The sequence below is a fragment of the Streptomyces sp. GDS52 genome, from assembly GCF_052246875.1.
In the GTDB taxonomy this organism is placed as follows: Bacteria; Actinomycetota; Actinomycetes; order Streptomycetales; family Streptomycetaceae; genus Streptomyces; species Streptomyces cathayae.
In genome coordinates this window covers 3,246,063-3,259,487 of record NZ_CM125966.1, presented here as the reverse complement: position 1 = coordinate 3,259,487, position 13,425 = coordinate 3,246,063, and the positions used below count along the sequence as shown (strand labels likewise).

The window sequence follows — 13,425 nt, the reverse complement described above, 5'->3', positions numbered from 1 at the left end:
CCGACCTGTGCTCAGCCCTCTGCTCAGCCCTCGCCGGGCGCCTGGGGCAGCTTCGCCTGGATCAGGTCCATCACGGTGGAGTCGGTCAGCGTGGTCACGTCACCGAGCTGACGGTTCTCCGCGACGTCCCGCAGCAGCCGGCGCATGATCTTGCCGGAGCGGGTCTTCGGCAGCTCGTTGACCGGCAGGATCCGCTTGGGCTTGGCGATCGGGCCGAGTGTGGCGCCCACGTGGTCGCGCAGCTCGGCGACCAGCTGCTCGGTCTCCGCCGCCGTGCCGCGCAGGATCACGAAGGCGACGATGGCCTGCCCGGTCGTCTCGTCCGCCGCGCCGACCACGGCCGCCTCGGCGACCGACGGGTGGGAGACGAGCGCCGACTCCACCTCGGTGGTGGAGATGTTGTGCCCGGAGACCAGCATCACGTCGTCGACCCGGCCGAGCAGCCAGATGTCGCCGTCGTCGTCCTTCTTGGCGCCGTCGCCGGCGAAGTACTTGCCCTCGAACCGTGACCAGTACGTGTCGATGTACCGCTGGTCGTCGCCCCAGATGGTGCGCAGCATCGCCGGCCACGGCTCGGTGAGGACCAGGTAGCCGCCACCGCCGGCGGACACCTCGCGCGCCTCGTCGTCGACGACGGTCGCGGCGATGCCGGGCAGCGGGGTCTGGGCGGAGCCCGGCTTGGCGCCGGTCACGCCGGGCAGCGGCGAGACCATGATGCCGCCGGTCTCGGTCTGCCACCAGGTGTCCACCACGGGGGTGCGGTCCGCGCCGATGTTCTTGCGGTACCAGATCCACGCCTCGGGGTTGATCGGCTCACCGACGGAGCCGAGGACCCGCAGCGAGGACAGGTCGAACTTCGCGGGGATGTCGTCGCCCCACTTCATGAACGTCCGGATCGCGGTGGGCGCCGTGTAGAGGATCGTCACGCCGTACTTCTGCACGATCTCCCAGAAGCGGCCCTGGTGCGGGGTGTCGGGCGTGCCCTCGTACATGACCTGGGTCGCGCCGTTGGCGAGCGGCCCGTAGACGATGTACGAGTGCCCGGTGACCCAGCCGACGTCGGCCGTGCACCAGAACACGTCCGTCTCCGGCTTGAGGTCGAAGACCGCCCAGTGCGTGTACGCCGTCTGCGTGAGGAAGCCGCCGGAGGTGTGCAGGATGCCCTTCGGCTTACCCGTGGTGCCGGAGGTGTAGAGGATGAACAGCGGCTGCTCGGCCTCGAACGCCTCCGGGGTGTGCTCGGTGCTCTGGCGTCCCACCGCCTCGTGCCACCACAGGTCGCGGCCCTCGGTCCAGGCGACGTCCTGGCCGGTGCGGCGGACGACGAGGACGTGCCGCACGGTGTCGGCGCGGTCGGCCGCCTCGTCCACGGCGGGCTTGAGCGCGGACGGCTTGCCGCGCCGGTAGCCGCCGTCGGCGGTGATGACGACCTTGGCGTCGGCGTCCTGGATACGGGTCGCGAGCGCGTCCGCCGAGAAGCCGCCGAAGACGACGGAGTGCGCGGCGCCGATACGGGCGCAGGCCAGCATGGCGACCGCCGTCTCGGGGATCATCGGCATGTAGATCGCCACCCGGTCGCCCTTGCGGACGCCCAGCTCCAGCAGGGCGTTGGCGGCCTGGGAGACCTCGTCCTTGAGCTGGGCGTAGGTGATCGTGCGGCTGTCGCCGGGCTCGCCCTCGAAGTGGATGGCGACCCGGTCGCCGTGCCCGGCCTCCACATGCCGGTCCACGCAGTTGTAGGCGACGTTGAGTTCGCCGTCCTTGAACCACTTGGCGAACGGCGGGTTCGACCAGTCGAGCGTTTCGGTGGGTTCCTTGGCCCAGGTCAGTCGGCGGGCCTGCTCGGCCCAGAAGCCGAGCCTGTCAGCCTTGGCCTGTTCGTACGCCTCCGCGGTGACGTTGGCGTTGGCGGCCAGGTCGGCGGGGGGTGCGAACCTGCGTTCTTCCTTGAGCAGGTTGGCCAGGCTTTCGTTGCTCACGGCATCTGCCTTTCCCGGAGTGTCCGTTGTGTCCCGGGCCACAGCTCATCAGACCCGGGGGTGGGCTGACAAGGGCCGATGGCGAAATGGTTTAGACCTTTTGAGGTCAACTCTCTGAGGTCAACCGACCGTTTCCGTGGCCCGGGGGTCATCCGTACCCACGGACGCCGAGGGCACGCGGTTCAGTCTCTGTCACGCCACTCATACCCGCGACGGCCCCTCACCGCGCCAGATCCGCCGCCCTCACCCGGTCGAACCTGCCCTCTCCCGCCGTCTCGGTGAGGAGGTACGCCTGCGCCTCACCCACATGGAAGTACATGCCGTGGAGCGTCAGGTTCCCGTCCTTCAGAGCACGGGCCACCGACTCGTGGGCGCGCAGATGGTCGAGCTGCTGGACGACGTTGGCCAGGCAGAGCCGCTCAGCCGGGTCGGCCGACGCCCGTTCGCCGAGGCGCGCCCAGGGCCCGTGTCCGCCGCCGGCCCGCTCCAGGCTCGGCAGCCCGTGCCGCAGCCACCGTCTCAGCGGAGTGCGGGCACCGTCCGGCTCCGGATCGAGCAGGGCCTGCACGGCACCGCACCCGGAGTGCCCGCAGACCGTGATGGACCGCACCGCGAGCACCTCCACGGCGTACTCGAGGGCGGCCGCCACCGAGTCGTCGCCGCTCTCCTCGCCGGGCGGCGGTACGAGGTTGCCGACGTTGCGGACCACGAAGAGGTCTCCCGGACCGCTGGAGGTGATCATCGATGTGACCAGCCGTGAGTCGGCACAGGTGAGGAACAGTTGGGTCGGCTGCTGCCCCTCGCGCGCCAGCCGCGCCGGCTCACCGCGCACCAGGGGGGCGGTGCTCCGCTGGAAGGTGCTGAGACCACGCACCAGTTCCTGGCCGGTCTCGGCCCGGGGCACCTCCGGCCCGCCCGCACCAGAGGTGCCGACCGCACGGGGTGCGTCGCCCTCATGGAGCAAGCCTCCGGTGCCGGAGCGGATCGCCCGTCCGCCCGAGCCGCTGTGGAATCCCGGGCTGCCGGGGGCACCGGGAGCCCCGGGGACGTCGTGGACGCCGTGCATGTCGTGGACGCTGCGGTCGTCGTTCGGTACGGAGCCGCCCGTGGGTACGAAGTCGCCCGGGAGTACGGATCGTGGGGGCTCGCACTGGTGGTTGCGCCAGGCCGTCCAGGGCCGGCAACGGCACTCGGCGCCGGTGGTCGGGTCCGCCGCGTCGGTGCCGTCCGGAGTAGAGGCGGCGGGTGCGGCGGCGAGGACCGCGGGCTCGGCGATCCGGACTCCGGCTCCGGGTCGGCGGCCGGTGATCTCGACCGCGCCGCCCCGGGCGGTGTGCGTGTTCTGCCAGTCCTGCAGGGCCTCGTACGCCGCGTGGTCCATGAACGACCCGTCCAGCGTCACGACGGTGGTGGCCCCCGGGGGTACGAGATGCAGGGACCGGCTGAGCCGGGGTACGGCGAGGAACGTCAACTGCCCTCGGACATGTACGTGATGGACTCCTTTCTTCTCCTCATGCGTGATCCGGGTGCGGGTGAGGCGGTGCAGGGCCACGCCGACGGCCGCGGCGATGCCGAGGGCGACGCCCTCCAGGACGCCCGCGGACACCACGCCGAGGGCGGTCACGGCGTAGACGAGGACTTCGCGGTGCCGGGTCACCGTACGGATGTGGTGCAGGGACACCATCTGGGTGCCGACGGCCATCACCAGGGCGGCGAGTGAGGCGAGCGGGATGAACTCCAGGATCGGGACCATCAGCAACGCGGCGACCACGACGAGAACGCCGTGCAGCATCGTGGAGTTCCGGCTCACGGCGCCCGCGTTGACATTCGCGGAACTGCGCACCGCCACCCCGGCCACGGGCAGTCCGCCGAGGCAGCCGGAGGCGATGTTCGCGGTGCCCTGACCGAGCAGTTCGCGGTCCAGGTCGGAGCGGGGGCCGTGGCCCGGACCGGGGCGGCGGGAGACCATTTTGTCCACGGCGACCGCGCCCAGCAGCGACTGCACGCTGCACACCAGTGTGGTGGTGAGCACAGCGGCGACGAGGCCGAGTACGGGCCCCTCGGGCAGCCCGGCCAGTGCGTGGCTGCGCCAGGACGGCAGGTCGACCTCGGCCAGGACGAGACCGGCCGCGGTCGCGACCGCGGTGGCCCCGGTGACGGCGACGAGCGCGGCCGGGACCCTGCGCAGAAGGCGTCCAGCTCTGCCGGGGATCCGGGGCCACAGCAGGAGCAGGGTCAGGGTGAGCACGCTCACCGCGACGGCAGCGGGGTCCAGGTTCGCCAACTGGGCAGGAAGCGCACGGAGGTTGTCGGGGACGGAGCTCTGCGGGGTGCCGCCGAGGACGATGTGGACCTGGGCGACGGCGATGGTGACGCCGATACCGGCGAGCATCCCGTGCACGATGGCGGGGCTGACGGCGAGTGCGCCGCGTGCCACCCGCAGACAGCCCAGGCCGAGTTGGGAGAGCCCGGCGAGAACGGTGATGGCACAGGTCGTCCGCCAGCCGTACTGCTGGATGATGTCGGCGGTGACGACGGTGAGTCCGGCGGCCGGGCCGCTGACCTGGAGCGGGGAGCCGCCGAGCCGTCCGGCGACGAGTCCGCCCACGGCGGCGGCGACCAGGCCGGCCTGAAGCGGTGCTCCGGTGGCGAGGGCGATGCCGAGGGACAGGGGCAGAGCGATCAGGAAGACCGCGACGGCGGCCGACAGATCGGCGCCCGCGATGCGGAGCCGACGGGGCCCGGTCGGCGGCGGGCTGTGGGGCGGGTGGGCACGCCCGGTCCGGTTCGGATCGCTGGCGTGGGTGGTGGGAACACAGGTTGGCATGCTTCCCGTCTCCTCCGGGGCTGCGCGGTCGCGGAAGTGGGGGGTGAATCGCTCGGCGGCGGCGGCGGGGCGGTCGCAGTCGCGGTCGCGGCCGTGGGTCACGGAGTCAGAACGGCGGGATCGGTCAACGGCGGCGAGGAACCTCGGCGGCAAGAACCCCAACCATCAGTAAACGAATCGTAATTCAGAGTAAAGGACGAGTCTTTGCTTTTCGGGCAAATGACCTAACGAATACTCCCCACGGGTGAACTAGGCGTTTCATCGGCTTGTCGTATTAATTCCTTCTCGGTCCCATGCGACTTTGGCGGCGTTGTCGGCGTGGACCGGCAGGCATCCGACATCGCCGCCCACGGGGCCGGCCCGAGAGAAGGAAGCAGGTGGGCGGGCATGGCCGCCACCCGAAGGATCGCCGTGGGCGCCGTGATCGCCGCGGTCTGTGTCGTCCCGCTCGCCGGCTGCGGGGCCGGCGCCGACGGTTTCGGCAAGGAATCCCAGGACCAGAAAAAGGCGGCGCCGGCGCCGAAGAACGTGGTCCGGCTGATCGGCGACGGCTCCACCGCGTACACCGGGGCCCAGCCGCACCTGCCCGAGCCCGAGCGGCTGGAGCCGGGCGAGAAGCCCCCGCAGTTCGTCGTCTTCTCGTGGGACGGTGCGGGTGAGGACAGCCAGAAGCTCTTCTCCCACTTCCGCAAGGTCGCCAAGGAGAACGACGCGACCATGACGTACTTCCTGAGCGGCGTGTACATGCTCCCGGAGGGGAAGCGTGACCTCTACCGCCCGCCGCAGCACTCACCGGGCCGGTCCGACATCGGCTTCAACGACGCCGAGGGCATCGCCGCCACCGTGGAGCAGCTGCGCCTGGCATGGCTCGAGGGCAACGAGATCGGCACCCACTTCAACGGTCACTTCTGCGGTCCCGACGGCGGGGTCGGCGAGTGGTCGGTGGCGGAGTGGAAGGACGAGATCGCCCAGGCCAAATCGTTCGTGAAGGAGTGGAAGACCCACACCGGCATGAAGAACAAGGCCCCTCTCCCCTTCGACTACGACAAGGAACTCATCGGGGCCCGCACCCCCTGTCTGGAGGGTCAGGAGAACTTCACGAAGGCGGCGAGAGAGCTGGGCTTCCGCTACGACACCAGTGGTGTCGACAACCAGGTGTGGCCGGAGAGGAAACAAGGGCTGTGGGATCTGCCGCTGCAACTCGTCCCGTTCCCCGGGCGCTCCTTCGAGCAGCTCGCCATGGACTACAACTTCATGGTCAACCAGTCCGGCACCGAAACCCAGGGCGACCCCGCCAAGCACGCGCAGTGGGGTGACGAGATGCGGGACGGCCTGCTCGCGGGCTTCCGGCGGGCCTACGACGGCAACCGGGCACCTCTGATCATCGGCAACCACTTCGAGTCCTGGAACGGAGGCACCTACATGCGGGCCGTCGAGGAGGTCGTCGAGGAGGTGTGCACCAAGCCGGACGTGCGCTGTGTCTCCTTCCGGCAGCTCGTGGACTGGCTGGACGTCCAGGACCCGAAGTCCCTGGCGAAACTGCGCACCCTGACCGTGGGCGAGGCCCCGAAGCAGGGTTGGAAGTCCTTCCTGTCCGGCGCCCCCGCCCCGGCCCCCAGGGGTGTGCCCGGAGCGCCCGCGGCGAAGGGGTGAGCGGCGGTCTTCGCTGTGGCTTCGCCGCGGCTTCGGCGGGCGGTACGGCGTGAGGAAGGCCACTCCCGCGCAGGACGAGCGCCCCGGGTGCGTAATGTCGTACTCATGAGTACGACAGGCGCGACCGCCGATCCTCCCCCGGGCTCTCGGAAGAGTTCGAGCAGCGGGGACCCCCTCGCGGCCCTGGGCTCGCTGCCCGGTGTGTCCGACTCCGTGGAATCCGTCCGCAAGGCCGTGGACCGGGTCTACAAGCACCGGGTCATGCGACGGCGCAGCAACGAGATCACCTCTGAGGCGGCCCTGCGCGGCGCCCGCGGCTCGGCGGCGCTGTCCGGGGCGGACTGGGCTCTGGAGGAGGTGCGCCGGCGCAGCGACTTCGGCAGCGGCGACGAGGCGCGCACGATGGGAGCGGCCCTGCGGCTGTCGGCCGAGGCGGGGCAACTGCTGTCCATCTGGCGCCAGTCGCCGCTGCGGGTGCTCGCCCGGCTGCATCTGGTCGCGGCGGCCGACCAGGCCGACCAGGTCGGGCGGCCGCGGAAGGAGGGCGAGTCGGTCGACGAGCCCCTGATCGGGCTTCCGCTGCCCGCCGCGGCGGAGGCGCACGGCCGGCTGGAGGGCCTGGCGGAACTGGTCATCGCGGGCAGTTCCGCCCCGGCGCTGGTGACGGCCGCCGTCGTGCACGGTGAACTGCTCGCACTGCGCCCTTTCACCTCTCACAACGGCCTTCTCGCGCGTACGGCCGAACGCATCGTGCTGGTCGGCAGCGGGCTGGACCCGAAGTCGGTCTGCCCGGCCGAGGTCGGCCATGCCGAACTGGGACGGGATGCCTATCTGGCCGCTCTGGCGGGTTATGTCTCGGGCACCCCCGAGGGCGTGGCCTCCTGGATCGCCCACTGCGGACGCGCGGTCGAACTGGGGGCGCGTGAGTCCACGGCGGTGTGTGAGGCGCTACAGCGCGGGGCGGCGTAGGCGCGGTCGCGCAGAGATGCGGCGGTACGAGAACTCGTACCGCCGCTGGCATGCCCACCTGGTTACCAAGCGTCCTCGATATATGCCCATCAGGTCGGGAACTTTGCCCGTCCCTGGTGCGGCTGGCCCGTAATCGACGGGTCGACGTCGCGTGGGTGCCCTGTGGCCATGCTCGGTCCGTGGGGCCAAATGCGTTCTGAAGGGGATCCTCTCGGATGTCCTTGGTCTCGCGGGCCGTTGAGTCCTTTGTACTCCAGGTTCGAAGCAAGCGGAAGTGCTGGGTCCGCTTCTTTACTTTTAGGTTCAAATACGCGTCAATCGGACGCCCGTCCGGCGAAGGGGAATCCGGCCTGTCGGCGCGTCGTGCGGGGTGGCCGGTCAGGCCACCGTCGACCGGCGTCGGCTCGCGTACCAGACCAGACCCGCGGTGGCCGCGGCGGCGCCTATGGCGGCGGCCGCCACGAGGGCCGGGCGAGGAGGTACGGAGAGTGCGGGCAGGCGCTGCTTGAGCCGTACCGGCCGGTGGAAGTCCAGGACCGGCCACTCGCGCGCGACCGCTTCGCGGCGCAGTGCCCGGTCCGGGTTCACGGCGTGCGGATGGCCCACGGACTCCAGCATCGGCAGATCGGTCGCCGAGTCGCTGTAGGCGTAGCAGCGGGCGAGGTCGTAGCCCTCGGATTCGGCCAGTTCCCTGATCGCCTCGGCCTTGGTCGGACCGTACGCGTAGTACTCCACCTCCCCGGTGAAGCATCCGTCGTCGCCCACCACCATGCGGGTGGCCACGACCCGGTCCGCTCCGAGCAGCTCGCCGATCGGCTCGACCACCTCGGCGCCCGAGGTGGACACGATTACCACGTCGCGGCCGGCGGTGTGGTGCTGTTCGATGAGAGTGGCGGCCTCGTCGTAGATGATCGGGTCGATCAGGTCGTGCAGGGTCTCTGCGACGATCTCCTTGACCTGTTGGACGTTCCAGCCGCGGCACATTGCGGACAGGTACTTGCGCATCCGTTCCATCTGGTCGTGGTCCGCGCCGCCGGCCAGGAAGACGAACTGGGCGTATGCGGTGCGCAAGGCTGCCCTGCGGTTGATCAGGCCGCCTTGGTAGAACGACTTGCTGAACGTGAGCGTGCTCGACTTCGCGATGACCGTCTTGTCCAGATCGAAGAAGGCGGCTGTGCGGGGCAGTGAGTGGTTTTCCACGCCTTGAGCATAGGCGCAGCCCATTCGGCGTAAGATGTGGCGCGTGGGTTTGCCTGAGAGGCCTCTCGGGTACACCATGGAAGTCACGGATCGTTCGCGACCGTGCTAACCCGGTCCGGCTCCTCCCCCCCCGAGTCGGCCGTGGGGACGACCCCCGCTCTCCCCCCCGGCGGGGGTCGTCGCATGTCCGGGTGGGTTTTCTCCTTCTCTTCATGGTCGAGGCGTGATCAGTCGACCGGGACGAGTCAGGGTTTGACATGCTCACGCCTATTGACTCTGTGTAGTGGATGGATTGCTCTGCGGAGGTCACGCGGGGTGTGTGCCGGGCTCGCCGGTATGGGTGACGGCGATATTCACAACCGGTGGCCCGTCCACAGTTTTCGACCAAGATCCACACGATTTCCCGGATCGCTGCACCGTGATTCCAGCGCGTCCCGCTCGCGGCGAGTTCATCGCCGGTTCTGTTTTGTCGAGTCGCGTACGGCCGGTTTCTGGCGGCCGTTCATATGGAGACCGCTTGCCGGTTCTTCACACGTTTGGGAATCGCGGGGCCGCAGGGGCGCCGCGAGATGCAGCGAAGGGGGACGACCATGGCAGGAACCGTCACACACGATCCGCCACCCGCCGCCGGAGGAGACAGGCCGGGCGGGCCGCTGATCGTCACCGAGGACCCCGGACTTCTCGACGATCTGCTGCGTCTGTGCGCCGCGGCCGGCGCCACCCCGGAGGTCCACCACGGAGTTCCGGAACCGAGAGGCAGTTGGGAGGCCGCGCCGCTCGTCCTCGTCGGCGACGACGCCGCTCGGCGCGTACGCGGTGCCGCGCGTCGGCGAGGAGTCGTGCTGGTCGGCCGCGACCAGGACGACTCCGGGGTCTGGCGCAGGGCCGTGGAGATCGGCGCCGACCATGTGCTGATGCTGCCCGACGGCGAGCAGTGGCTGGTCGACCGTATCGCCGACGTGGCCGAGGGCGTCGGCCGGCCGGCCCTGACCGTCGGGGTCCTCGGCGGCCGCGGCGGAGCCGGAGCCTCCACCCTGGCGTGCGCGCTCGCCGTCACCTCGGCGCGGGAGGGATTGCGCACCCTCCTGGTGGACGCGGATCCGCTGGGCGGCGGACTCGACGTGGTCCTCGGGGGCGAAACGGCGGAAGGACTGCGCTGGCCCGCGTTCGCCGCCTCACGGGGGCGGGTCGGCGGTGGAGCCCTGGAGGAGTCGCTGCCCGAACTGCACTCGCTGCGGGTGCTCAGCTGGGACCGGGGCGACTGCGTCGCCGTACCGCCCCAGGCCGTACGGGCGGTGCTCGCCGCGGCCCGGCGAGGAGGCGGCACGGTCGTGGTCGACCTGCCCCGCCGCGTCGACAGCGGGGTGGCCGAAGCCCTCGCGCAACTCGACCTCGGGCTCCTGGTCGTCCCCGCCGAGCTGCGCGCCGTCGCGGCGGCCGGACGGGTCGCCTCCGCCGTCGGCATGGTCCTGCGCGACCTGCGGGTGGCGGTGCGCGGCCCGTACATGCCCGGCCTCGACGACCGGGAGGTCGCCCGGCTGCTCGGGCTGCCCCTCGTCGGCGACGTGCCCGTCGAGCCCGCCCTGCAGCGTCCGTCCGGATCGGGACAACCACCTGCGGCGTCCGGCCGGGGCCCGCTGGCCCGCTTCTGCAAGGAGTTCTGGGAGCGGGCGCTGGTGGAGGCGAGGACGGCATGAATATCAGGGGCATCAGGAGGGCGGAGAGGCCGCGCCACGCGCCGGCGGGCGGCCCGGAGAGCGCGGCGCCCGACGGGACACACGGTGTGCCGCCGACGGGCCTGCGGGGCGTGGCCGGGGTCGGGGCGCCGATGAGGGGTGAGGCCTCCGGCACGCCGGTGGGCGGGCCGAAGGCGCCTCCGGACATGCTCGACGGGGTGCGGCGGTGGCTCGCGGAGAGCGGGTCCGAGCCGACGCCCGCGCGGGTGGCGCAGGCGCTGCGGGAGCAGGGGCGGGTCCTCGGCGACGCCGAGGTGCTGAGGGCCGCCGAACACCTGCGGTCCGAGCTGATCGGCAGCGGCCCGCTGGATCCACTCCTCACCGACCGGTCGGTGACCGACGTACTGGTGTCGGCACCGGACCGGGTCTGGGTGGACCGCGGCGGCGGACTGGAACTCACCCGCGTCTCCTTTCCGGACGCGGCCGCCGTACGGCGGCTCGCCCAGCGGCTCGCCGCCGTCGCCGGCCGGCGCCTGGACGACGCCCGGCCGTGGGTGGACGCGCGGCTGCCCGACGGGACACGGCTCCACGCGGTGCTCCCCCCGGTGGCCGTCGGCTGCACCTGCCTGTCCCTGCGGGTCGTACGGCCCCGCGCCTTCACCCTGGACGAACTCACGGCGGCGGGAACGGTGCCACCGGGCGGCGACCGGATCCTGCGCGCACTGCTCGACGCGCGACTGTCCTTCCTGGTCAGCGGCGGCACCGGAACCGGGAAGACGACCCTGCTCAGCGCTCTGCTGGGACTGGTCGGACCGGACGAGCGGATCGTCCTCGCCGAGGACTCGGCCGAACTGCGGCCCGACCATCCACACGTCGTACGCCTGGAGAGCAGGCCCGCGAACCAGGAGGGCGCCGGACTCGTCACGCTCGAGGACCTGGTGCGCCAGGCACTGCGGATGCGGCCGGACCGGCTGGTCGTGGGCGAGGTGCGCGGCCCCGAGGTGGTCCACCTCCTGGCCGCCCTCAACACGGGACACGAAGGCTCGGGGACCGTCCACGCCAATGCCGCTGCGGACGTACCCGCCCGGCTGGAAGCGCTCGGCACGGCTGCCGGGCTCGACCGGTTCGCGCTGCACAGCCAACTGGCGGCCGCCCTGTCCGTGGTGCTGCACCTCGTACGTGAGCGGGGCGGCCGGCGGCGGATCGCGGAGGTGCACGTGCTGGAACGGGACCCGTCGGGGCTGGTGCGGACGGTGCCCGCGCTGCGGTGGGGTCCGGACGCCTTCGCCCACGAGCCGGGGTGGGAGCGGCTGCGGGAGCTGCTCCGGCAGGGGGGCGGGGGCGGTGGACGGTGAGCGAGTGGGTGCGGTCGAGGGCGCGGTCGAGCGGGAGAGGGGAGCGAGGGTGAGCGGGACTGCCGGGATGTCGATCGGGGCGGCCACGGTGTGCCTCGGGGGCGCCGCGTGGCTGCTGGGTGGCAGACGGGCCGGAGTCAGGCGGGCGCGACTGCTGCTGGCCGGCGGGGGAGCCGTCGGGAACGGGCCGCCGGGGTGGCCCCGGGTGGTCCGCGAGTGGGGGCGGATCCGTGGACGGCTGCGCGCCGAATGGTGGGCGCCGGCCGCCGGGGCGGTGCTGGCGCTGCTGGGTTCGTCGGTGGTGCCGGTCGTCGTCGGGGTGGCCGGGGTGCCGTTGCTGCGGCGGGTTCGGCTGGCCGCTCGGGAGCGCCGGGCCCGCGAGAACCGGGCCGACGCGGTGATCGCGCTGTGCGGGGCGCTCGCCGGTGAGGTGCGTGCCGGGCGGCAGCCGGGTGAGGCGCTGTCGCCGGCCGCGCGTGATTCCGGCGGGCTCGGCGAAGCGCAGGCGGCGGTGCTGGCGGCGGCGCGGTTCGGCGGGGACGTCCCGGACGGGCTCGCGGCGGCGGCGCGGCAGCCGGGCGCCGAGGGGCTTCGAGGGCTCGCCGCGTGCTGGCGGGTCGCCGTCGACCAGGGGGCGGGGCTCGCGGCCGGACTCGACCGGCTGGAAGCGGCGCTGCGTGCCGAACGGGACCAGCGCGACGATCTGCGCGCCCAGCTGGCCGGCGCCCGTGCCACCGCGGTGATGCTCGCCGGGCTCCCGGCTCTGGGGCTCGGACTCGGCGTGGCCCTCGGGGCCGACCCGCTGCACATCCTGCTGCACACCGCGTCGGGGTTCGGCTGCCTCGTGGCCGGCGGGGTTCTGGAGGGTCTGGGGCTGTGGTGGGTGTTGCGGATCACGCGGGGAGCAGAGGAGGCATCGCGATGAGCGGCGAGGTCGTCCACGGGCTGGGGGTGTTCGTGGGGATGGTGCCGGTGATCGGCTGGACGGCCCGGTGGCTGTGCCGGACGCGGCGCGAGCACCGGGTGCGACGACGGCTGGCCGGCCTGTCGGCCGTGGAACCGCCGGCCTCCCGGCCGCGCCTCGCCGTGCCGGGAACCGCGCGGCGTTGGTTGCCCCCGGTGGGCGTGGCGTGCGCGGGGTGGGCGCTGGTGGGCGGCCTCACCGGGGTGCTGGTGGGGTTGGCCTGCGCCGCCGGACTGTGGCGGTGGCGACTGCGGCAGACGGCTGCCGGAGCGCACGTGCGGGAGCGCGAGGCAGCCGGCGCGGCACGGCAACTGCCCCTCGCCGCCGATCTGCTGGCCGCCTGCATCGCGGCGGGCGCCGGTCCGGTACCGGCCGCGCAGGCCGTCGGTGAGGCCCTGGGCGGGCCGGTCGGGGCCGCGCTGGCACAGGGCGCGGCAGAGGTACGGCTCGGCGGTGAACCGGGTGCGGCCTGGCGGCGGCTGGCCTCCGTGCCGGGAGCCGCTGCCCTGGCCCGGCTGCTGGAACGGGCCGATGTGTCCGGGCTCCCCATGGCCGCGCCCGTCGCGCGGCTCGCCGCGGAGTCCCGTGCGCAGTGGGGACGGGCGGCGACGGCACGGGCGCGGCGGGCGGCCGTCATGGTCACCGCACCCGTGGGGCTGTGCTTTCTGCCCGCCTTCATCGCGGTCGGCGTGCTGCCCGTGGTGATCGGGCTCGCCGGCGGGGTGCTGGGAGGGGGTGAGCCGCCGGGGCGGTGAGCGGGACGAACAGTCGGGTGGTTTCGACAGAGCTTTTCTGTAGGGGA

General features: G+C 72.3%; 9 protein-coding genes. 6 read left to right on the top strand and 3 right to left on the bottom strand.

Features of this window, described 5'->3' with window-relative positions:
• Window positions 1–23: 23 nt before the first annotated feature.
• Entirely contained in the window at window positions 24–1,979 is a 1,956-nt protein-coding gene (gene acs, locus ACTWJ9_RS14755; protein WP_279334689.1) for an acetate--CoA ligase, read from the bottom strand.
• A 220-nt stretch (window positions 1,980–2,199) separates the two neighbouring features.
• Window positions 2,200–4,806: a SulP family inorganic anion transporter gene (locus ACTWJ9_RS14750; protein ID WP_443295815.1), complete on the bottom strand. Its 2,607-nt coding sequence runs from the start codon at window positions 4,804–4,806 to the stop codon at window positions 2,200–2,202.
• A 387-nt stretch (window positions 4,807–5,193) separates the two neighbouring features.
• Here ACTWJ9_RS14750 and ACTWJ9_RS14745 point away from each other — a divergent pair, with 387 nt between their 5' ends.
• Together ACTWJ9_RS14745 and ACTWJ9_RS14740 are read left to right on the top strand one after the other, a co-directional pair.
• Complete coding sequence (locus ACTWJ9_RS14745) at window positions 5,194–6,459, top strand: hypothetical protein (protein ID WP_279334687.1); 1,266 nt, start codon at window positions 5,194–5,196, stop codon at window positions 6,457–6,459.
• Window positions 6,460–6,564: 105 nt separating this feature from the next.
• On the top strand, window positions 6,565–7,428 hold the full coding sequence (locus ACTWJ9_RS14740) for an oxidoreductase (protein WP_279334686.1): 864 nt from the start codon (window positions 6,565–6,567) through the stop codon (window positions 7,426–7,428).
• Between the two features lie 378 nt (window positions 7,429–7,806).
• Here the strand turns inward: ACTWJ9_RS14740 and ACTWJ9_RS14735 are convergent, their stop codons facing one another.
• Window positions 7,807–8,652, bottom strand: coding sequence for an HAD family hydrolase (locus ACTWJ9_RS14735; protein ID WP_387037813.1), 846 nt, complete (start codon window positions 8,650–8,652; stop codon window positions 7,807–7,809).
• A gap of 566 nt (window positions 8,653–9,218) precedes the next feature.
• Between ACTWJ9_RS14735 and ssd the strand changes: the two genes are divergently transcribed.
• From ssd to ACTWJ9_RS14715, 4 genes are all read left to right on the top strand, one after another.
• The gene (ssd, locus tag ACTWJ9_RS14730) at window positions 9,219–10,325 is read left to right on the top strand and encodes a septum site-determining protein Ssd (protein WP_388707472.1); all 1,107 of its coding nucleotides are present in this window, start codon (window positions 9,219–9,221) and stop codon (window positions 10,323–10,325) included.
• Between the two features lie 131 nt (window positions 10,326–10,456).
• On the top strand, window positions 10,457–11,659 hold the full coding sequence (locus tag ACTWJ9_RS14725) for a TadA family conjugal transfer-associated ATPase (protein WP_443295887.1): 1,203 nt from the start codon (window positions 10,457–10,459) through the stop codon (window positions 11,657–11,659).
• Between the two features lie 67 nt (window positions 11,660–11,726).
• Window positions 11,727–12,584: a type II secretion system F family protein gene (locus ACTWJ9_RS14720; RefSeq protein ID WP_279337971.1), complete on the top strand. Its 858-nt coding sequence runs from the start codon at window positions 11,727–11,729 to the stop codon at window positions 12,582–12,584.
• Window positions 12,581–13,378 (top strand): type II secretion system F family protein, encoded by a 798-nt coding sequence (locus tag ACTWJ9_RS14715; protein ID WP_387037808.1) that lies wholly within the window; start codon window positions 12,581–12,583, stop codon window positions 13,376–13,378. Before ACTWJ9_RS14720 ends, ACTWJ9_RS14715 begins: the two co-directional genes overlap by 4 nt.
• Window positions 13,379–13,425 lie beyond the last annotated feature (47 nt).